The sequence below is a fragment of the Neisseria sp. P0016.S008 genome (genome assembly GCF_051957775.1).
Classification (GTDB): domain Bacteria; phylum Pseudomonadota; class Gammaproteobacteria; order Burkholderiales; family Neisseriaceae; genus Neisseria; species Neisseria flavescens_B.
Map to the genome: position 1 here is coordinate 1 of NZ_JBQCWB010000005.1, position 19,408 is coordinate 19,408.

General features: G+C 49.0%; 15 protein-coding genes and 1 riboswitch. Of the genes, 6 read left to right on the forward strand and 9 right to left on the reverse strand.

Annotated elements, in window-relative coordinates:
- Window positions 1–155: 155 nt before the first annotated feature.
- On the forward strand, window positions 156–650 hold the full coding sequence (locus tag ACTHS8_RS07530; protein ID WP_440373390.1) for a type IV pilin protein: 495 nt from the start codon (window positions 156–158) through the stop codon (window positions 648–650).
- A 71-nt stretch (window positions 651–721) separates the two neighbouring features.
- Here ACTHS8_RS07530 and ACTHS8_RS07535 read toward each other — a convergent pair whose 3' ends face one another.
- The 7 genes from ACTHS8_RS07535 to metK form a co-directional block, all read right to left on the reverse strand.
- On the reverse strand, window positions 722–1,546 hold the full coding sequence (locus ACTHS8_RS07535; RefSeq protein ID WP_440373391.1) for an undecaprenyl-diphosphate phosphatase: 825 nt from the start codon (window positions 1,544–1,546) through the stop codon (window positions 722–724).
- Between the two features lie 44 nt (window positions 1,547–1,590).
- On the reverse strand, window positions 1,591–2,232 hold the full coding sequence (locus tag ACTHS8_RS07540) for a thiol:disulfide interchange protein DsbA/DsbL (RefSeq protein WP_440373392.1): 642 nt from the start codon (window positions 2,230–2,232) through the stop codon (window positions 1,591–1,593).
- An 11-nt stretch (window positions 2,233–2,243) separates the two neighbouring features.
- Window positions 2,244–3,359: an SPOR domain-containing protein gene (locus tag ACTHS8_RS07545; protein WP_440373393.1), complete on the reverse strand. Its 1,116-nt coding sequence runs from the start codon at window positions 3,357–3,359 to the stop codon at window positions 2,244–2,246.
- Window positions 3,360–3,513: 154 nt separating this feature from the next.
- On the reverse strand, window positions 3,514–5,010 hold the full coding sequence (locus ACTHS8_RS07550; RefSeq protein ID WP_440373394.1) for a YifB family Mg chelatase-like AAA ATPase: 1,497 nt from the start codon (window positions 5,008–5,010) through the stop codon (window positions 3,514–3,516).
- A 13-nt stretch (window positions 5,011–5,023) separates the two neighbouring features.
- On the reverse strand, window positions 5,024–5,344 hold the full coding sequence (locus ACTHS8_RS07555) for an accessory factor UbiK family protein (RefSeq protein ID WP_003684455.1): 321 nt from the start codon (window positions 5,342–5,344) through the stop codon (window positions 5,024–5,026).
- Between the two features lie 125 nt (window positions 5,345–5,469).
- Window positions 5,470–6,534, reverse strand: a complete 1,065-nt coding sequence (locus ACTHS8_RS07560; protein WP_254322416.1) for a DUF1176 domain-containing protein — start codon at window positions 6,532–6,534, stop codon at window positions 5,470–5,472.
- A 171-nt stretch (window positions 6,535–6,705) separates the two neighbouring features.
- Window positions 6,706–7,875, reverse strand: coding sequence for a methionine adenosyltransferase (gene metK, locus ACTHS8_RS07565; RefSeq protein ID WP_188209269.1), 1,170 nt, complete (start codon window positions 7,873–7,875; stop codon window positions 6,706–6,708).
- Between the two features lie 173 nt (window positions 7,876–8,048).
- A riboswitch (SAM-I-IV-variant riboswitch) is annotated at window positions 8,049–8,159 on the reverse strand.
- A 108-nt stretch (window positions 8,160–8,267) separates the two neighbouring features.
- On the opposite strand from metK, the gene ACTHS8_RS07570 reads away from it, so the two are divergent.
- The 3 genes from ACTHS8_RS07570 (at window position 8,268) to ACTHS8_RS07580 (ending at window position 13,216) form a co-directional block, all read left to right on the forward strand.
- Window positions 8,268–9,143 (forward strand): lysophospholipid acyltransferase family protein, encoded by an 876-nt coding sequence (locus tag ACTHS8_RS07570; protein ID WP_440363929.1) that lies wholly within the window; start codon window positions 8,268–8,270, stop codon window positions 9,141–9,143.
- Window positions 9,144–9,406: 263 nt separating this feature from the next.
- Window positions 9,407–12,706: an exodeoxyribonuclease V subunit gamma gene (gene recC, locus ACTHS8_RS07575; protein WP_440373395.1), complete on the forward strand. Its 3,300-nt coding sequence runs from the start codon at window positions 9,407–9,409 to the stop codon at window positions 12,704–12,706.
- A gap of 3 nt (window positions 12,707–12,709) precedes the next feature.
- Window positions 12,710–13,216: a thioredoxin family protein gene (locus ACTHS8_RS07580; protein ID WP_440373396.1), complete on the forward strand. Its 507-nt coding sequence runs from the start codon at window positions 12,710–12,712 to the stop codon at window positions 13,214–13,216.
- A gap of 114 nt (window positions 13,217–13,330) precedes the next feature.
- Here the strand turns inward: ACTHS8_RS07580 and lapB are convergent, their stop codons facing one another.
- Complete coding sequence (lapB, locus tag ACTHS8_RS07585) at window positions 13,331–14,500, reverse strand: lipopolysaccharide assembly protein LapB (RefSeq protein ID WP_063076142.1); 1,170 nt, start codon at window positions 14,498–14,500, stop codon at window positions 13,331–13,333.
- Window positions 14,501–14,525: 25 nt separating this feature from the next.
- Window positions 14,526–14,849, reverse strand: coding sequence for a lipopolysaccharide assembly protein LapA domain-containing protein (locus ACTHS8_RS07590; RefSeq protein WP_440373397.1), 324 nt, complete (start codon window positions 14,847–14,849; stop codon window positions 14,526–14,528).
- Window positions 14,850–15,063: 214 nt separating this feature from the next.
- Here ACTHS8_RS07590 and ilvE point away from each other — a divergent pair, with 214 nt between their 5' ends.
- Together ilvE and ACTHS8_RS07600 are read left to right on the forward strand one after the other, a co-directional pair.
- Window positions 15,064–16,062 (forward strand): branched-chain-amino-acid transaminase, encoded by a 999-nt coding sequence (gene ilvE / locus ACTHS8_RS07595; RefSeq protein ID WP_440373398.1) that lies wholly within the window; start codon window positions 15,064–15,066, stop codon window positions 16,060–16,062.
- A gap of 1,090 nt (window positions 16,063–17,152) precedes the next feature.
- Window positions 17,153–19,405 (forward strand): right-handed parallel beta-helix repeat-containing protein, encoded by a 2,253-nt coding sequence (locus ACTHS8_RS07600; protein ID WP_440373456.1) that lies wholly within the window; start codon window positions 17,153–17,155, stop codon window positions 19,403–19,405.
- Window positions 19,406–19,408 lie beyond the last annotated feature (3 nt).

Sequence of the window (19,408 nt, forward strand, 5' to 3'; positions counted from 1 at the left end):
GCCGCCCCGAGGCCGAACCGTTTGCCGGTTTGGGCTGACGGGCGGCTTTGTATGGGGCCGGGAATGAGAGCTTGGGCTAACGGGGCCATTGGGTAAAGGGATAAACGGATAGCCTCTTGTTGGATAGGGGGATAAAAGATAAAGGGAATAAAGATATGTACTCAAAGTCATTTGACGGAAAACGGAATAGGGCAACTGTACAGAGGGGCTATTCTTTGATACAGCTGTTGGTGGTGATATTGGTGGCTTCGATATTGGCGACGGCGGCATTTACGGCCTACCGGGAATCGGTTCGATCGGCCAACCTGCGCGCGGCGCATGCCGCCCTGCTGGAAAATGTGCGCTTTATGGAGCAGTTCTATACGAAAAAGGGCAGCTTTAAGCTGACGTCGACGAAGTGGCCGGAGCTGCCGGTGAAGGAGGCGGGCGGTTTCTGTATCAGGATGAGCGGTCAGGCTAAGGGGATCCTGGAAGGGAAGTTTACTTTGAAGGCGGTGGCGTTGGACAGGGAGGCGGAGCCGAGGATATTGCGCTTGAACGAGTCGCTGACGGCAGTGGTGTGCGGAAAGATGAAGGGGAAGGGCAGCTGTACGGACGGCGAGGAGATATTTAGGGGTAATGATGCGGAGTGCCGGCCTTTTACGGGGTAGAAACCTGATCGAAAGGGAGAATGCGGATAAAGAAAAAGGACGTGCTCAGGCACGTCCTTTGGGGGGAGGGGTTATTCGCTCCAGCTGACCCAGCCTAACATCCAAGTAAGGAGAATCAGACCACCGAATACGATGCGGTAGTAGGCAAAAGGCACATAGTTTTTACTGGAGACAAATTTCAGCAAAGCTTTTACTGCCAATAAACCGGCGATAAATGCTGCGATAAAACCGATGGCAATTTGTCCGACATCTTGCAAGGTAAAGAGTTTGTAGTTTTTTAAGATGTCGTAACCTGTTGCGGCAATCATCATCGGTACAGCAAGGAAGAATGAGAATTCAGTAGCTGTTTTACGTTCCAGCCCCCACAACATACCGCCCATGATCGTACTGCCTGAACGTGATGTACCAGGTATAAGGGCACAAATTTGGGCGCATCCTACAACAAATGCGTCGATTGGGCGTATATCATCTACATGATTGACTTTGGGTTTGACTGTTGCTTGGCGTTTTTCAACCCATAAAATGAAGAAACCACCCAGTACCAGCATGGTAGCAACGGTAATTGGGTTGAAAAGGTGTAATTTGATTTGTTTGCTGAACAATAGACCCACAACCGCAGCCGGTATGAATGCAATAAATAAATTCAGTACAAAGCGATTGGCTGTTCGTTCTTTACCCAGTCCTTTTATGATATGGGTAAATCGTTGGCGGTATTCAAATACGACGGCTAATACGGCACCAAGTTGAATAGCAATTTCAAATACTTTTCCGTTGCTTTGAAAGTTCATTAAGTCACCGAATACAATCAAGTGACCGGTACTGGAAATAGGGAGAAACTCGGTTAAACCTTCGATGATACCGAGAATTAGTGCTTTAAATAAAATCAGAATGTCCATAAGTTTTCAGACGGCCTTGAGGCCGTCTTTCTTTTGTTGAATAGTTAAAGTGGTTTTGAGGATTGTTCGCGGCGGACTTTGACGATGAGCTCGTCTATGGTTTTCATACCGGCTTTCCAGTCGGTACCGCTGAAATTGACTTTGTATTTACCACCGACGATGACAGTTGGTGTGTTTTCAATTCGATAAGTTTCCGTCAATTGCTGCATTTTTGCAGCAGCCGATGCGGCAGCAGGACTGTTGTAGGCTTGAAGCAGTTTTTTACTGTCAAAACCTGTTTGTTTGCCCACCCATGATCGGAATACATTGGTATCGGCCAGGTTGATTTTTTGTTCGTAAACTGCTTTGAAGATGACTGGATTGGCTTGATATTTCAAACCTGAAAGATTGACGGCTGCGGCCACCTTGGCCAAACCCAACATTTCAGGCATCCAAACGACGTGCTCTGTCCGTAAGGAAACATCTTTAGCGAAGGTTTTGCTGTGTTGCAACAAAACCGGATCGAGATGGTAACAATGAACGCAGAAGTAGCCGAAAAACTCAAGTACTTCAATTTTTCCGGCTTGTTGCTGCAGGATAGGACGACTAAGAACAGTATAGTCCACACCTTCGGTAGCAGCCTGCACACTCAGGCTGAGCAGGCTCAGGCTGAGTGCGGCAATGGTTTGTTTTATACGCTGCTTCATCAGTGATTCCATTATTTGCTAGAACGAATCAAGCTGTTGATATTATGGCCTTGCAGGTTTTTTTGCAGTTTTACAGCAGCTTCCTGCGGCATGGTGTTACTTTGAACTCGGTAAATGGTTTTGTTGCCGTTTTGCGATTCCACCACTTTGGAAGATACACCTAAAATAGCCAGTTTTGCACGTTGTGAGTCTGCGCTGGAGCGGTCTGCATATGAACCAAGCTGCAGGAATGCTTTTTTACCGCTGTTGGCAGCTGCTTCGGCTTTTTCTGCTGACTGTTTACTTGCAGCGTTACTGCTTTCTTTTGTTGCAGAGGCATTTGCTGCTTTACGTGCTTTTTCGATGCTGCCGCTGTTGAGGATTTGCTCAGGTGTCGGCTTGTTTTGTTTCTTGGCTTCGGCCGCTTTTTTCTCGGCCAGTTTGCGCTCGGCACGCTCTTTTTGTTTGGCTGTCAGCTGGTCGGCTGCTTTTTTGTCTTTAGCAGCTTTATCGGCAACTTCATTTTCTGCTTTGGCTTTTTCTGCGCGTTTTTTCTCTAACTCGGCTTTTTTCTCGGCCAGTTTTTTCTTAGTAGCTTCTTTTTCTGCTTCAGCTTTCGCAGCTTTTTCCTTAGCTTCGCGTTCGGCTTTGTCGGCAGCAGTTTTGTCTGCTCTTTCTTTGGCTTCACGTTCGGCTTTATCGGCGGCAGCTTTTTCAGCTTTTTCTTTAGCTTCGCGTTCGGCTTTATCAGCAGCGGCTTGCTCTGTTTTTTCTTTGGCTTCACGTTCTGCTTGTTCGGCTTTTTCCTGAGCTTCTTTTTCTGCTTGAGCTTTTTCTTCAGCTTCTTTGGCGGCCTTTTCAGCCTCTTCTTTAGCTTTGGCTTCTTTCTCTGCCGCTTCTTTTTCTGCTTTGGCTTTTTCTTCATCTGCTTGGGTAGATGAAGTGTCGGTAGCTGGGCGTTTCTCTGCTTTGTCCTGAGGTTTCAGGATTTCAGGTTCTTCGCTTTGTTTAGGCTGAGTCAGCTCTTTGAAAACGTTTTGGTTGCCTTGGTTCAAGAAGAACAAAATACCGGCAATAATACCTGTTGCCAGTATCAGGCCGAAAAAGAAACCGGCCAAGCCTTTACCATATTGTGTAGATTTTTTCATGACTTACCTTGTAATAATGTGTTCAGATGGCCTGAAAGGAGACTGTCTGAGTTTGGATTCGATATTTTATCAATAACCGTTATAGACGGCAAAATCCTGATGCTTTGTTTACTCTAGTTTTACTTAAACATAAAGATTCAGGCCGTCTGAAAAGTTAAAGGGCGCGACGGAAGCCGATGGCTTTCATCACATGGGTTTTGCTGACTTCTTCGTCGCCTGCCAAATCGGCCAGCGTACGGGCGACGCGCATGATGCGGTGGAAACTTCGTGCGGAAAGGGACAGTTTTTCGAGCATGGTTCCCAAGGCTTCTTGCGCTTCTTTTTGGATGCGGGCTTTGCCATCAAGCTCGCCGACACTCAGTTCTGCATTGACTTTGCCTTGTCTGTTGTATTGGATTTTACGTGCGGCGGTAACGCGTTCCAATACGGTGGCACTGGATTCGCCTGCTTCTTGTTGCATCAACTCGGCAGCAGAAAGGCTGGGTACTTCGATGGTTAAATCAATACGGTCGAGCAATGGCCCTGAAATTTTGTTGCGGTAGCGGGCAACGCTTTCAGGCGTGCAACGGCAAGGTTTGGACGGATGACCAAGATAGCCGCAAGGGCAGGGGTTCATGGCGGCGACAAGTTGGAATTTGGCTGGATAAACTGCTTGGCGTGCGGCGCGGGAAATATGGATTTCGCCGTTTTCCAAAGGTTCGCGCAATACTTCTAATACTTTACGGTCAAACTCGGGCAATTCGTCTAAAAACAACACACCGTGGTGCGCCAATGAAATTTCGCCCGGACGTGGGTCTGAACCGCCACCCACCATGGCAGCCGAGCTGGCGCTGTGATGAGGGCTGCGGAAAGGACGGTTGCTGTCGAGTTGCTGTTGATGGTTGGGCAGAAGCGAACGCAAAGCCCATACTTCGACCAATTCGTCTTCGGTCAAAGGCGGAAGGATTCCGGGTAAACGTTGCGAAAGCATGGACTTGCCCGTACCCGGAGGGCCCATCATCAACAGGCTGTGTCCGCCTGCCGCTGCGATTTCCAAAGCAAGGCGGGCGGTATGTTGGCCTTTGACATCGGCTAAATCAGGAATTTTACTTTGTTCAGACGGCCTTTGCGTCAGCTTGCATTCAGTTTGTATCAACGGTTCGATACCGTTTAAATGTGCGGCCACTTCGCCTAAAGAACGCGCACCATAAACCGCGATACCGCGCATGACGGCAGCCTGTTCGGCATTTTCTTGCGGCAAGACGAACGAACGGCCTGCCTGCATTCCCTGCCATGCCATGGCCAGCGCGCCGCGTACGGGACGCAGCAGGCCGGACAGCGCCAATTCTCCGGCAAACTCATATTGCGAGAGCTTTTCAGGGTTGATTTGTCCCGATGCGGCAAGAATGCCTAAGGCAATTGGCAAATCGAAACGGCCTGATTCTTTTGGGAGGTCGGCCGGTGCGAGGTTGACGGTAATTTTCTTGGCGGGAAAGTCGAAGCCGCTTTGGATGATGGCGGCACGCACACGGTCGCGGCTTTCTTTGACTTCAGTATCAGGCAAACCGACGATATTGAAATGTGGCAAACCGTTGGCAAGGTGGGCTTCCACTTCGACCAACGGCGCATTCATGCCGCTTAAGGCGCGGCTGTAAACCAAAGCAAGCGACATGTTTCAGACGGCCTTATTCGGCAGCTTCGGTTTGTTGTTTGATTTCGGCAACAGCTTCTTCCGCAGCGGCTTCAGCAGCTTTCAAAGCAGCTTCTTCAGGCTCTTGAGCAGCTTCGAGTTTGGCCAAACGGGCTTCCAATTCAGCCAGTTTGGTACGGGTTTTAATCAAAACCTGTTGTTGGATGTCGAATTCTTCGCGGGTCACCAAATCCATGCGGTTGAACGCGCTGCCGAGCATGGCTTTAACGTTTTTTTCCATGTCTTTGGCAGGGCTGTTGGCGATGGTTTCGCTGATTTTGGAGCTGACTTCTTCAAAAAGTTGTTTGCCGAACATAATCCGTATCCTTTATTCAGAATGTATATAGAAATTCAAGTGGCTATTGTATAAGGAAAAAGGCCGTCTGAAAACGAGAATTTTTGAGACGGCTTTTGCTTTCTGCCGTAAATATTCAACGTGTTTTAACGCTCAATACGGGTTTCAAAAATAGGCATCAGCCACGCGCCGCCTGCAAAGCCTTTGCATGAACCGGTGGTGTGTTCCTCATTACGGACAAAGGTTTTTCCGTCCCATACAGCCGTATTGCCAGACCAGCAATCGCCTATGCCGCGGCCTTTGAAGCTGCCGCTGAGTGTGGCTGTTTTTTCATCAAATCCGCCATGACCGCCGTATGTCATTGGCGGTAGCACTTGTTCGATCTTGGTCAGTTCTTTGTTGGCAATGGCATAGTAACCACTGGTTTGATAAGCGCCGCCGATACAGGTGGCCTCTACCAATACTTGTTGTTTGTTGAGCGGATAAATACTTAGGCTGCGGTTCCAATGCATTTGCTCTTTATTGTGCAGGGCATAACAGTAATTATCGTCGCTTTCGGAAACGCGGTTGCTCTCGCTCAAGAGCTTCATGACGGCGCGGTGGCGCGGTGTGTCCTGTTCCAGCATATAGCTTGCTTTTTGTGGTACGGCAACGGCACGGATTACGGGTTTGGGCTGAGGATTTAATACGGCCTGACTGCTGTTGCCTTTGCGGATCAGCGCGGAGGGCGTATTCAGACGGCCTTGAAATTCGTCCGCTTTCAACATCGCCGCCGCTGCACCTTGGTCGGACAAGTGCCATTCATATTTTCCAGAGCGGATGCTGATTTTGCTCTCTTTTTTCAATGCTTCGAGTAAGGCGCTGGTTTGCGCGTTGCTCAATTTGCCTTGGCCTTTTTTATTGAACGCCAATTTGCCCAGTGATTTACCATTCAATACCAATTCGTTGTGTGCCGCAATGTTGGCAAGTTGTGCGTTATCGTCATTAAATGGCAGCAGGGAAACTTCGCCAATTACGGAGGCGTTCGCCCCTGCTTGTCGGGTAAACAGGATAGAAACCGGCGGTTCTGTTTCATCTGCCTGATATCCGGCAAGACGGCAGGTGCCGGTATTGTCGCAAGCAATGTCCCAGTCTTTGTAATTTTGATAAAAGCCTTGAGGCGGAGCAGCCAGTGCGGTGGCAGGCAAAACAGCCAGCAGCCATTTTTTCATGATGTATTCTTTCAATTTTATTTATGTAGATTCACAAAGACAGCATAGCAATCCAAAATTTCGTTGCACTGTTTTTATGAAAATATGATGTGTCGTCCGTAAAAAGGTTTTGAATATTTAGATGTAAAAAGGCCGTCTGAAACTCCCGTTCAGACGACCTTTATTATTTTTTTATACGCCTGCGGCTGCTTTCAATGCGGCTGCTTTGTCGGTGCGCTCCCAAGTAAATTCGGGCTCTTCGCGGCCAAAATGACCGTAGGCAGCGGATTTGCTGTAAATCGGGCGCAGCAGATCGAGCATTTGGACGATGCCTTTGGGGCGCAGGTCGAAATGTTCGCGAACCAGGGCAATCAGTTTTTCTTCGCTGATTTTGCCGGTGCCGAAAGTATCGATGGAAATCGAAGTCGGTTCGGCAACGCCGATGGCGTAGGAAACTTGGATTTGGCATTGGGTTGCCAAACCGGCGGCTACGATATTTTTCGCAACATAGCGACAGGCGTAAGCGGCGGAACGGTCCACTTTGGACGGGTCTTTGCCGGAGAATGCGCCGCCGCCGTGCGGAGCTGCGCCGCCATAGGTATCGACGATGATTTTACGGCCGGTCAAACCGCAGTCGCCTTGCGGGCCGCCGATAACGAAGCGGCCAGTCGGGTTGATCAGGTATTTAGTTTCGGCAGTCAGCATTTCAGACGGCAGAACTGGTTTGATGATGTGTTCGATCACGGCGTTTTTCAGCTCTTCGTAACCGATAGACGGATCGTGCTGGGTGGACAGGACGACGGTGTCGATGCGTTTTACTTTGCCGGTTTCGCTGTCGTAAACCACGGTTAGTTGCGCTTTGGCATCAGGACGCAGCCAAGGCAGGCGGCCGTCTTTGCGCAATTCGCTTTGGCGCTGCATCAGGCGGTGGCTGTAATAGATGGCAAACGGCATCAGGGTAGGGGTTTCGTCACAGGCATAGCCGAACATCAAACCTTGGTCGCCCGCGCCTTGGTTTAAGTCGATGCCTTCGCCTTCGTTCACGCCTTGGGCGATGTCGGGGGATTGTTGGTCGTAGTACACGCCGACTGCGCAGCCGTTGGCGTCAAAGCCCAGCTCGGAGGAGTTGTAGCCGATGCGTTTGATGGTTTCGCGTGCGACTTTGATGTAGTCCACTTGGGCAGTGGTGGTGATTTCGCCTGCCAATACGCATAAGCCTGTGTTGACCAAGGTTTCTGCGGCGACACGCGCTTTTGGGTCTTGCGCCAAGATGGCATCCAAAATCGCATCGGATACTTGGTCGGCAACTTTATCCGGATGGCCTTCGGATACCGATTCGGAAGTAAACAGATATTCGCTCATTGCTATTCTTTCATTAAAAACAGGCTGCTGTGTTTTCAGACGGCCTTTTATTTCGGACAGCGGAAATCATAACAAAAACTCCGCTTTTTCTCTATACAAGTGAGAAACATTCGCACTTGCCTGCTGTTTCGGAATCCTGTTGCGCGTTTCTTACAGGCAAAAAAATTCCCGCATTAAGCGGGTTTGGATTGCTCTGGCGAGCCACATCGGTTTTTCAACCGTCCACCTTACCTTTCCGTTTGAAAAGCAGGTTGGCATGGAATTCCCAACTCTTAATGCAGCGCGGATAGTAGCAGAAAAGCAGGTGTGCCGCAATATATTTGCCCGAAGTCTGTTTTGTTCAGACGGCCTGTTTCGTTTACAATCTGTCCACTTCATTTTGGTAAAACCTTATGCAAACGCTTGTTACCTTTGTTTTTAAATTTTTGGCCGCGCTGCCTTTGGCTTGGTTGCACAAATTAGGCAATCTGCTCGGCAGTTTGGGTTTCCGCGTGCTGTCGAAAGATCGCCGGCGTGTTTTCGAAAACATGAAACTTGCCGGTTTGAACCCGACGGACGAGGCGGTGAAAAAAGTTTTCCGTGAAACGGCAAAAGGCGGCTTGGAATTGCCGGTGGCGTTTTTCAGACGGCCTGAGGAAATTGAAAACCTGTTTGTCAGCGTCAACGGTTGGGAACATGTTCAGACGGCCTTGAGTGCGGGCGAAGGTTTGCTGTTTATCACGCCGCACATCGGCAGCTATGATTTGGCCGGCCGCTACATCAGCCAGCAACTGCCGTTTCCGCTGACAGCGATGTACAAGCCGCCGAAAATTAAGGCATTTGATGCGGTGATGCAGGCAGGGCGCGTGCGCGGCAAAGGCAAGACTGCGCCGACCAGTATTCAGGGCGTCAAACAAATTATCAAGGCCCTGCGCGGCGGCGAAGCGACCATTGTGTTGCCGGACCATGTACCGTCTCCCGAAGAAGGTGGCGACGGCGTGTGGGTGGACTTTTTCGGCAAACCTGCCTACACCATGACGTTGGCGGGCAAGCTGGCGCAAGTCAAAGGCGTGAAGGCTTTGTTTTTCTGCGGCGAGCGTTTGCCCGACGGTAAAGGCTTTGTCTTGCACATCGAGCCTTTGCGCGGCGAATTGAACGGCGATAAGGAGAACGACGCGCGCGTGATCAATGAAAATACCGAATATTGGATACGCCGTTTTCCGGAACAATATTTGTTTATGTACAACCGCTACAAACATCCCGAAGGCGCGCCGTTGCCGCCTGCTTGAGTCAGATAGATTCAAAACCTGCTTTGAGGGAAGCAGGTTTTTATTTTGTGTGGGAATTAAGATCGAATAAAGCCGAAGTTCAAAAAGAAATACATCAAAGCCCAGCGTTTGCGCTGTCCACGATATTTAAACGGCAAAGGCCGTCTGAAAAGCGATTTCAGACGGCCTTTACCGTAATCTTTTGCCTTTTATTTTCATACGCTGCTGAACCGTTTGCCCTGATGGCATTATAATGCGCGTAATTGTTTTTTTGATGGCATGTCATGTTTTATCTCTTTCAATCCGACCGTTTGGAATCGCTTGCCGAAATGTGCGCGCGTATTCATCAGGCTTCGCCCTTGGACTCTGTATTGGCGCAGGAAGAAGTGGTGGTACAGAGCCAGGGTATGCGGCGTTATCTGAATGTGTTTTTTGCGCGCGAACTCGGCGTGGCGGCGAATTTGAAGTTCAGCCTGCCTGCCGGTTTGGCGTGGCAGCTGATGCGCAAATTGGTTCCCGATGTGCCGCCGCTCAGTCCGTTTTCGCCTGAAGTCATGCGCTGGCGTTTGCTGGATTTGTTCCGCAGCGAAGCGTTTCAGACAGCCCCGGAATACGAAAACGTGCGCCTGAAGCTGGAAAGTTATTTGCATAGCTCGGCATCGGCGGATTATCAGCTTGCCGGACAGATGGCGGATATTTTCGACCAATATTTGGTGTACCGACCGGATTGGATTGATGCGTGGCAGGCTGGGAAGCTGCTGGGTTTGGGCGATGATGAGGATTGGCAGGCGCGGCTGTGGCGTTATTTGGACGACGGCAGCCAATCTGCGCCGCACCGCGTGGCCTTGTGGGAAAAGCTGTTGGCGCAGTTGGATAAATCGGTCTTGCCGCAAAGGTTGTTCGTATTCGGCATTTCGACAATGGCGCCGATGTATCTGCAACTGTTGCACCAAATTTCCAAGCATTGCGATGTGTTTGTGTTTGCACTCAACCCGAGCAGCCAATATTGGGGCGAAGTTATCGACGAGGCGCAGATTTTGAAAAGGGGTGATGAGGCGGACTTGTCGCAGGCAGGGCATCCGCTGTTGGCTTCTTTGGGCAAGCAGGGGCGCGATTTCTTTGATTTTCTGTCGGAAGTGGAAACCGAGCAGGATATTCAGGTTTATGAAGAGGGAAAAGACGATACCTTGTTGCATTGCCTGCAAAACGATATTCAAAACTTAATCATGCCGTCTGAACGCTTGTATCAACAGGAAGAAGGCGAAGCAGGCGGGCAACCGGCTTTGGTTCAAGTTCACGATGCGGACGGCAATCCAGTGTGTGTTGAGCCGGACGAACTGCTGAATGATGGCTCCATTAAAATCGTTGCAGCACACAGCCCTTTGCGCGAATTGCAGATTTTGAAAGAAGAGCTGTCGCTGGTGTTGCAAAAAAATCCCGACTGGCAACCGCACGATATTGCCGTGTTGACGCCGAACATCGAGCCGTACAGCCCGTTTATCGAAGCCGTTTTTGGACAGGAACAGGCAGGCAGCCAGGCTTTGCCGTATTCGATTTCGGATGTGAAGCTCAGCCGCAGCCAGCCGTTGCTGTATGCTTTGGCGCAAACTTTGGACTTGCTGGAGAGCCGGTTTGAAGTGGACAAGGTGTTGCCTTTGCTGGAAAGCCGGTTGGTGCTGCAACGCTTCGGTTTGAGCGAGGAAGATGTGCCGCTGCTGCATGAGACTGTTGCCGGATTGAATGTGCATTGGGGTTTGGACCAAACCATGCGCGAGGGCAAAGACAACCTCTTTACTTGGCAGCAGGCGGTAGAGCGTTTGGCCTTGGGCTGGATGTTGCCCGAAGGCGGCAACGGCATGTGGCAGGGCGTGAGCGCGTGGCATAGCAATGTCAACCAGCTGGACGTGTTCAGCGGTTTTGCCGAATTTATCCGTACCTTGGCCGATATGGCGGCGCAATGGCAAGCGCCTGCCAATGTGGAAGGCTGGGTGCTGCGTTGCCGTGATTTGCTGGAGAAACTGTTTGCTCCGGATACGGACGACCAATACGCTAAGCAGCAGTTTGAGCAGTCTTTGGCGAAATGGCAGGAAGAGGCGCAGTTGGCCGGATTTGACGGATTGTTGCCGTGTAAAACCGTTATCCGCCATATCCGCCGCTTTTTGGACAGCGAAAGCCAAGCCGGATTTTTGAGCGGCGGCATTACTTTTTGCAGTATGGTGCCGATGCGCAGCCTGCCATTTAAAATGGTTTGCCTGTTGGGTCTGAATGACGGCGATTTTCCGCGCAATACCAAAGCGGCGGTGTTCGACCTGATTGCCAAACATCCGAAAAAAGGCGACCGCGCCCGCCGCGACGACGACCGTTATCTCTTCCTCGAAGCCTTAATCAGCGCACGCGAAATGCTGTATTTGTCTTATGTCGGCCGCGATATACGCAATGATGCCGAGTTCGCGCCGTCTTCTTTAATCAGCGAGCTGCTGGATACCATTGCCGCCATGACGGGGAAAAGCGGGCGCGAGTTGTCGGAGAAATGGGTAAAACATCATCCTTTGCAGGCGTTCTCACGCCGTTATTTCCAAAAGGACGCGCTTTCAGATGGCCTCTTCAGTACGCGCCAAGATTACGCCGATGCGTTGAATCAACCGCAAGCGGAAGCGCAGCCGTTTTTCCTTGAGGCCTTAAGTCAGGAAGAGCCGGGCAAAGCCATTCATCAGGGTGAGCTCGTCAGTTTTTGGCGCAACCCTGTCAAAGTTTGGCTGAAGAAAAATTTAAGCTGGGATCAGCCGTATCTGGACGGTGCATGGGAATCTGCCGAACCGTTTGAGCCGCAACATGAAGGTCGGATTGCCGATGCCTATTTGGATGCGCGGCGCAAAGGGGAAGATTTTGAAGATACGGCCATTCGGCTGAATGCCGAAAGCCTGATGCCGGTAGGCGAATTGGGCAGTTTATGGCAGAAGCAGTATCAAATATCTGCAAAAAACGTAGATGCCGAGCTGATACGCAGTAACAAAAGGCCGTCTGAACCTTATGAGGCACACTTTGACGACTTGGTTTTACAAGGCAGCATTGGTAATCTTTATGAATGCGGCCGCATTGTGTTCCTAAATCAGAAAGACAATGCGCCCAACCGCATTGCCCGTTTGTTGGAGCATTTGATTTTTTGCGCCGTCGCCCCTAAATCCGTTGCAAACCGACAAACCTATATTGTCAGCTTGGGGCAGACTGAAACCTATGCCGCCATCGAGCAACAAACAGCAAAAGAACTTTTGAAAGAATGGCTGGTATATTTCCGAATCGGACAAAATACCCCCTTGCCGTTTTTTGCCAAAACCAGCCTTGCTGCTGCGGAGGAGTACAACAAGAAAGAGGATTGGGATGCTGCCTTGAGAAAAGCCCATGAGGTTTTTAACGGCAACAAAATGAGCAAAGGGCAGAAAGAATATACCGAAGTGAAGCTGGTGTTTGGCCATTCGGAAGAATCACCTCTTGATGAGCCGCTATTTGAAAACCTCGTCGTCAATCTGCTTGTTCCGCTTTTGACCGGCGTGGCAGGAAAAACCGATACAACAGAACAGGAGTAAAGTATGGCCACTTATGCAGAATATTTGGATTTTGATACCGAAGAAGATAAATTGAAACAACAGCAGCTCTATCAGGCGACCGAGCTGTCGGCGCAAACGGTGGCGGCGGTTAAAAAGATCAGCCGTCCGCAAAACTGGCTGCTTGCCGCTGCGCCGTATTGCCCGGATTGCCGCGTGTTTGTGCCGTTTATTCAAAAAATGGCGGAGTTGAACCCCAATATCTGCGTCAACTATATTGCCCGCAACGATTTTGACGACAGCAGCCGTTTTGAGAATCCGCGCCAACAGGAAATCGTCCGTGCCAACCAAAAAATTCCTGCGCTGTTTTTGATGGGGCATGAAGAGGACGGGCCTGTGTTTAACGAATTTCCGCAAGTGGTATTGAACCAAATTGCGGCAGATGAAACCCGTCGCACAGAATTGCGCGATGCGTACCGTGCCGGCGAATTTAATGCCGATATCGAGGCGCAGATTGTGGCGGCGTTGGCATGGGCAGAGCAGCGTTGTTGAGCAGATATTGTCGGAGTGTAAGGCTGTGTTTTGAGTCGCTTTGATATTTTGCTTCGTAATAAAAAGGCCGTCTGAAAAGATTTCAGACAGCCTTTTTTGATGCTTAACGCTTTATCAAATCTCGATTTTATTCGGCGTAAAGGTTTGCCATTTGTTGCAGGCTGGGCAGTGCCAGAAGAAGACTTGGGATTTGAAGTGGCAGTTGCGGCAGCGGTACATGACGCTTTTTTGCAGCTGGCGGCCGATAATGGAACGAATCATATCGGCATCGGCTTTCCACTCCGGATTCATATTGCTGAGTTTCAAACCAAGCAGGCGGTACACGCCGTTGAGGTCGGGTTTTTGGCGGACGAGTTCGACAGCGATTTGCGCCGCTTCGGTTTCGCCTTTGAGCAACAGGGCCTTCTCATAGATGACATTGATCAGGTCAAGATCGGGAAAGGTTTGCATATAGCCGATGAGGCGGTTGAGGCCTTCTTCCTGTTTGCCTTGCGCTGCATAGGCTTCATAGAGTTTCTCGCCGACCATGCTCAGATAGGCGTGGTTTTGCTGCTCGATGGCGGAATACGCTTCCACTGCGGCAGGGAAGTTGCCCTGACGGTATTCGATGTCGCCGAGGATGATGTTGGCGCGCGTACATTTTTTGTTGGCTTCGAGTGCTTTGCCGATGTTGTAGCGGGCGGCGTCGAAGTTGGATTTGAACAGCGCGGCTTGGGCGATTTCGCAATAGAACTGGGCAATTTCAAACTGATAGGTTTGTTCGTCATGGCTCAAGAGCTGCGCCATTTCGATGGCTTTTTCCCAGTCGCGATCTTGTTGGTAGATGCTCAAAAGGTGTTGGCGGGCTTCGCGTGCCATATCGCCTTCCTGCAAGCCGAGGAAGATTTGTTCGGCACGGTCGACCAAGCCTGCGCTTTGGTAGTTTTGCGCCAATTCAAAAAGCACGCGCGCGCGTTTTTCGTTGACTGTGTCAGGCGAATCAAGCAGGGCGCGGTGCATATTGATGGCTTTGTCGTTTTCGCCGCGTTGGCGGTAGAGTTTGCCCAAAGTCAGGTTCAGGTCGTATGACTGCGGCTGTTGGTCGATTACTTCCGCCAATTCGCGCGCGGCGCGGCCGCTGTTGCGGTCAACGAGGGCGTCAAGGCTTTTGTAAAACCCTGCCGGTATGCTTTTGGCCTGTTTCAGGACGGTCTTCATATCGACGCGCGCGGCAAACCAGCCCATAGCGAAGAAAACGGGGAGGAGGACGATGGGCAGTAAGATGACCCACAATTCGTTGTCCATGGTATTCCTTTATTGATTGGTGGCGTTACGCTTTGGGAGTGGCTTCGGAAGTCGTTGCCGGTGTTTCGGTTTTGACTGGAGTCAGGTCTTTTTCGGAAAGGTGGGCATGTTTTTTCACTTCGGCGCGCAGGCGGTTGTTTTCGCTGCGCAGGGACAGCAGACGGCCGAGGAGGGCAAACATACCGAACACGATGCCGATAATAAATGCACCGAAAAGCACGACAATCAGCGGCAGATTGATGTTTTGGCCGGGCAGGTAGAAGAAGGATACGGTGTGGGTATTGGCGATGGCCAGCAGGAGGAAAACAAGAAGAATCAAGATTTTGATGATGGTAGAGATGAGTTTCATGGGTTACTCCGAGTTGGCCGCGGTTGGGGCAGGCCGTCTGAAAAATGGTATCAGTTTAAACGATTTGCCGGATTTCGGATAGGACGGCATGTTTCAGACGGCAGGGGGACGGTGTCTTTATGCTGACGGGTACTTGTCAAACCTATATTGAAAGGCGTATTGTTCAGTCTTTAATTAATTTATTTTGCACATCAGAATAAGAAAGGCAATCATCATGAGCAGACCAGTTCCAGCCGTATTCGGCAGCGTTTTTCACGCTGAAATGCCCGTTATCGCTTATCGTGAAGGTAAATGGCAGCCGGTAGAATGGCAATCTTCCAAAGACCTGACAATCGCCCCCGGCGCGCATGCCTTGCATTACGGCAGCGAATGTTTTGAGGGCTTGAAGGCATTTCGTCAGGCAAACGGCAAAATCGTGATGTTCCGCCCGACCGCCAATATCGCGCGTATGCAGCAAAGTGCGGATATTCTGCATCTGCCGCGCCCTGAAACTGAGGCTTATTTGGATGCTTTGATTGAATTGGTCAAACGCTCTGCCGAAGAAATTCCTGATGCGCCAGCAGCTCTTTACCTGCGTCCGACTTTGATCGGTACCGACCCTGTGATCGGTAAAGCCGGTTCTCCTTCTGAAACTGCTTTGCTGTACATTTTGGCTTCTCCTGTCGGCGACTATTTCAAAGCCGGTTCGCCCGTTAAAATCTTGGTGGAAACCGAACATATCCGTTGCGCTCCACATATGGGCCGTGTGAAATGCGGCGGCAACTACGCTTCCGCCATGCCTTGGGTGTTGAAAGCCAAAGCCGAATATGGCGCAAACCAAGTGTTGTTCTGTCCGAATGGCGACGTTCAGGAAACCGGCGCGTCTAACTTTATCCTGATTAACGGCGATGAAATCATTACCAAACCGTTGACAGACGAATTCCTGCACGGAGTTACCCGCGATTCCGTACTGACAGTTGCCAAAGATTTGGGCTACACCATTACCGAGCGCAACTTTACCGTTGATGAGCTGAAAGCAGCTGTGGAAAATGGCGCAGAGGCAATTCTGACCGGTACGGCTGCGGTCATTTCTCCGGTAACTTCTTTCGTGATTGATGGCAAAGAAATCGAAGTGAAGAGCCAAGAGCGCGGTTACGCAATCCGTAAGGCGATTACCGACATTCAATACGGTTTGACAGAAGATAAACACGGCTGGTTGGTCGAAGTCTGTTAAATAGAGCACATGTAATAAAAAGGCCGTCTGAAATATTTTTTCAGACGGCCTTTTTTTATTGGTTTTTAGATGGTGAAAGCAATAATAAAATACTAATTTTTGTAAATAAACGGTAGTATTTTAAGATAATCGGTATATAATGCGCAATTATGTTGTAAAAATACATATTGAAAATATCGAATTTTATAGATTTTTCGATGAAGTTAAAAACATTTATAGATATTTATTTTGTATATTTTGTAAATTTAGTTAAATTGGGAATGCTAAAGGCATGTTGTGTTAGAATTTCCCTCCTTTTTGGCTTCGCGGGGTTAACTCTGTCACGCCAAAAAGGAAAGTAATACAAGATAAAACCATTTTTATTTTGCTATAAAAATCAAAAATAACTTAACTTTGGATGAACTAATCAATTAAAAAGGGACTCTGATACATTTCCGTCAAAAATAACCGGATACATGGTACGCGGACAGATTGCCTATAAAAGTCATCCAAGGGTTCTGTCCATACACCATTACCGTTTCCAATCAGAAAACCGGCAGAAGGGGAAACGCTGCCGAGTTTCTCAAAGTGGCCAGCTTCAGTTTGGCCTTTATACAGGCAATTGCTGTTACGACAGAATCCGTCTTACCTCTTTATTCAATCGAACTTTTTTGTTGCACGCTTGTGCGGTGGGAAAGGACGATATTTGATACAAGGAAATACGCTGATTATGTCACATAAACTTGCTCCTCTTGGCCGTACCCATATTCGTCACGGCTCCTCAACTCCTGAAACCACTTCCGAATCATCTTCTCCTCTAAAAGAATGGATACACACTCAAAATTGGGGGGATAGTCCGTCGGTTTTTCCAGAACCCAAGCAATTAAGCGGTAAAAATACTGTAACGAGAGAGGCGGTGCATGTAGCTGAGGCTGCAAGATTGGACAGCACTTCATCATCTTCAGACGGCCTTGTGACAAAAATGCATATCGCACGGGCCAGCGTTGCTTCTGCAAGCAGCGTTTCCAGTAAAAACACCATTGCGCCTAAAGTAACAAATAAACCTGCCGCTACCGATAAAGTAACGGCAGCCAAACCAGTCAATAAATCGATGGAAAAAGTCCTGGCTGAAAGGCAAAAAATTTACGAAGAGGCTAAAGCAAAAAAAATAGCCGAAGCCGCAGCAGCCAAAGCGCAGGCAGTTGAACGCGCAAAAGAAGCGCATAAAGCAGCAGTCGAAAAAGCGATTGCAGAGCGTAAAGCCAAACAAGAAGCTGCCCGCAAAGAGAAAGAGGCGGAAGACAGAATTGCCGAAGGAAAAGAAACCATCGAAATTGCGCATAAAAAGAATTTGAACGATTCAGACGGCCATAACAAAATCACGAGCGTTTCTGCCGGCAAAAAAAACTCCATGAGTCACGATATGAGTCACGATAGCCACCTCAGTTCGGGCAAAGAAAACAAAATTGACGATCATGCCGAAAGCAGGGCCGGTGTATCTGGAAAATACCGCGTGTATCAATCTAAAGAGTACGGTAATTATGTTCGTGTGAATGATTTTGGTGCCGATGCGCAGGGTAAAAAAGACAGCCTTCAGGCATTTAAAGCGGCTTTAGAGGCGGCTCATAAAGAAAAAGCCATGGTCTTTTTGGATGGTACTTACTATATTTCCAACCAGATTGTGATGGATAAAACTGTTTCCGGTGCGCGCGGTTTGTTTGGTTCGGGCATGGGCAAAACCAAAGTAACGTTTGATAAGGCGCAAACAGGCGTGTTCAATCCGGATACCAACCATAACGATATCCGCGAATTTGCCGGTATTTTGGTTGATGGACAAAACAATAAAACCATTGCCGACTTGTCGGTTCAATATACCAACCCTGATTTTTACCGCAAAGGCTTAAGCTATTTTGGCAAGGTAAACGGCATTTTGGTGAACGATGCGGACAATACTTTAATCAGCAAAGTAGAGGTTTCCGGAGCCAATCGTGCTGGTGTGATGTTTACGTCGACCGCTTCTTTGGAAACGGAAAACGGTCAAAAGCTGACCTTTAAAGCGCGCGTACAAAGCGGCGAAATTGATGAAAAATATGAAGCGCTGCCTTTGGGTGAAAACAACCGTATTGTTGATTCGTATCTGCACCACAACCGCGTTGCCGGTGCGCTGATCGGTTTCCAACAAAACTTTATCGGCGAGGGCAACCGTTTGGATTGGAACGGCCACGAAGCGGACGGCGGTACCGGCTACGGTATGGCTGTGGCTGCGGGTAGCTACAATTACGGCATCACATACCGTAAAAACACAACCGACCACAACTACCGCAAAGGCTTGGATGTGCATGATGGTACAGGCATTGTCATTGAAGACAATGTGTTAACGGGTGACCGGCTGTATGGCATCGTTGCCTACAACCGCCAGTTTTCTATGGATAAAGTCAAAATTACCGGCAATACCATTATCCAAGACCCGAGCTTCCGTTTGAATGTTGATGATGACTTAGGCAAGTACTACCACATGTATTCAGGGATTCAGGTGCAAACCAATACCCAATACAAAGATTTGCACTCGGCTGATAAAGGTTATTTCGATATTAGCGATAATGTCATTAAAAATCTGACGGTTTATCAAAACAATATTCAGACCTACGCGATTGAGTTCCGTAACCATGAAAGCAAAATGGATTACACGCTCAATATGGCAAACAACAAGATCAGCGGTGAATCCACCAAATATCTGATTGCCGTCATCAACGATACCTACGACCGCGTTTTATCTAAAAACGGCATTGGCAGCGGTACCATTACCATCAGCGGCAACGATGCCGATATTGGCAAGATTATGAAAGGCGCGGTACCGGTTTATGTGGAAGAACACCATGGCAATGTCGCGATGCATGGTGCGGTGACGATTCACGACAACAAAATTTCCGTACATGAAAAATCGGACGGCTATGTCGAATTTGCTTATTTGAAAAGCAATGCCAAAGAGTACAACATCACCAATAACACATTGAAACTTGGTGGTACTCTGAATGATGCTTTGGTAGACGTACACAGTACCAACCCTAAGGGCAAAGCATCTTTAAATGTAGCCAACAATAAAATCATGACGGACATCAAAGGCGAACTGTATGATTCATGGCTGCGCTTTGAAAACGACATCAAAACGTATTCTGAAGGCAATAGCCATAACGGCGAAGCACTGAAAAAGGTGAATACGACCGGCAGTAAAGTTGCATTGAGCGATATCTTGTCAGAAGCCAACCATATTGTTGAAACGACTAAAGAGACTGTGTATCACCATACTAAGAACGTTTATACATCAGGAGTGGAAGAACATCATACAACGACAGGGATTTTGTAAGTT

Coding starts and splice junctions, on each gene's coding strand:
- ACTHS8_RS07535 (WP_440373391.1), bottom strand. CDS start 1,546: ATGGACATTCTGATTTTATTTAAAGCACTAATTCTCGGTATCATCGAA.
- ACTHS8_RS07545 (WP_440373393.1), bottom strand. CDS start 3,359: ATGAAAAAATCTACACAATATGGTAAAGGCTTGGCCGGTTTCTTTTTC.
- ACTHS8_RS07580 (WP_440373396.1), top strand. CDS start 12,710: ATGGCCACTTATGCAGAATATTTGGATTTTGATACCGAAGAAGATAAA.
- ACTHS8_RS07560 (WP_254322416.1), bottom strand. CDS start 6,534: ATGAAAAAATGGCTGCTGGCTGTTTTGCCTGCCACCGCACTGGCTGCT.
- ACTHS8_RS07530 (WP_440373390.1), top strand. CDS start 156: ATGTACTCAAAGTCATTTGACGGAAAACGGAATAGGGCAACTGTACAG.
- ACTHS8_RS07540 (WP_440373392.1), bottom strand. CDS start 2,232: ATGAAGCAGCGTATAAAACAAACCATTGCCGCACTCAGCCTGAGCCTG.
- ACTHS8_RS07590 (WP_440373397.1), bottom strand. CDS start 14,849: ATGAAACTCATCTCTACCATCATCAAAATCTTGATTCTTCTTGTTTTC.
- lapB (WP_063076142.1), bottom strand. CDS start 14,500: ATGGACAACGAATTGTGGGTCATCTTACTGCCCATCGTCCTCCTCCCC.
- ACTHS8_RS07555 (WP_003684455.1), bottom strand. CDS start 5,344: ATGTTCGGCAAACAACTTTTTGAAGAAGTCAGCTCCAAAATCAGCGAA.
- ACTHS8_RS07570 (WP_440363929.1), top strand. CDS start 8,268: ATGCAAACGCTTGTTACCTTTGTTTTTAAATTTTTGGCCGCGCTGCCT.
- ACTHS8_RS07550 (WP_440373394.1), bottom strand. CDS start 5,010: ATGTCGCTTGCTTTGGTTTACAGCCGCGCCTTAAGCGGCATGAATGCG.
- ACTHS8_RS07600 (WP_440373456.1), top strand. CDS start 17,153: ATGGAAAAAGTCCTGGCTGAAAGGCAAAAAATTTACGAAGAGGCTAAA.
- ilvE (WP_440373398.1), top strand. CDS start 15,064: ATGAGCAGACCAGTTCCAGCCGTATTCGGCAGCGTTTTTCACGCTGAA.
- metK (WP_188209269.1), bottom strand. CDS start 7,875: ATGAGCGAATATCTGTTTACTTCCGAATCGGTATCCGAAGGCCATCCG.
- recC (WP_440373395.1), top strand. CDS start 9,407: ATGTTTTATCTCTTTCAATCCGACCGTTTGGAATCGCTTGCCGAAATG.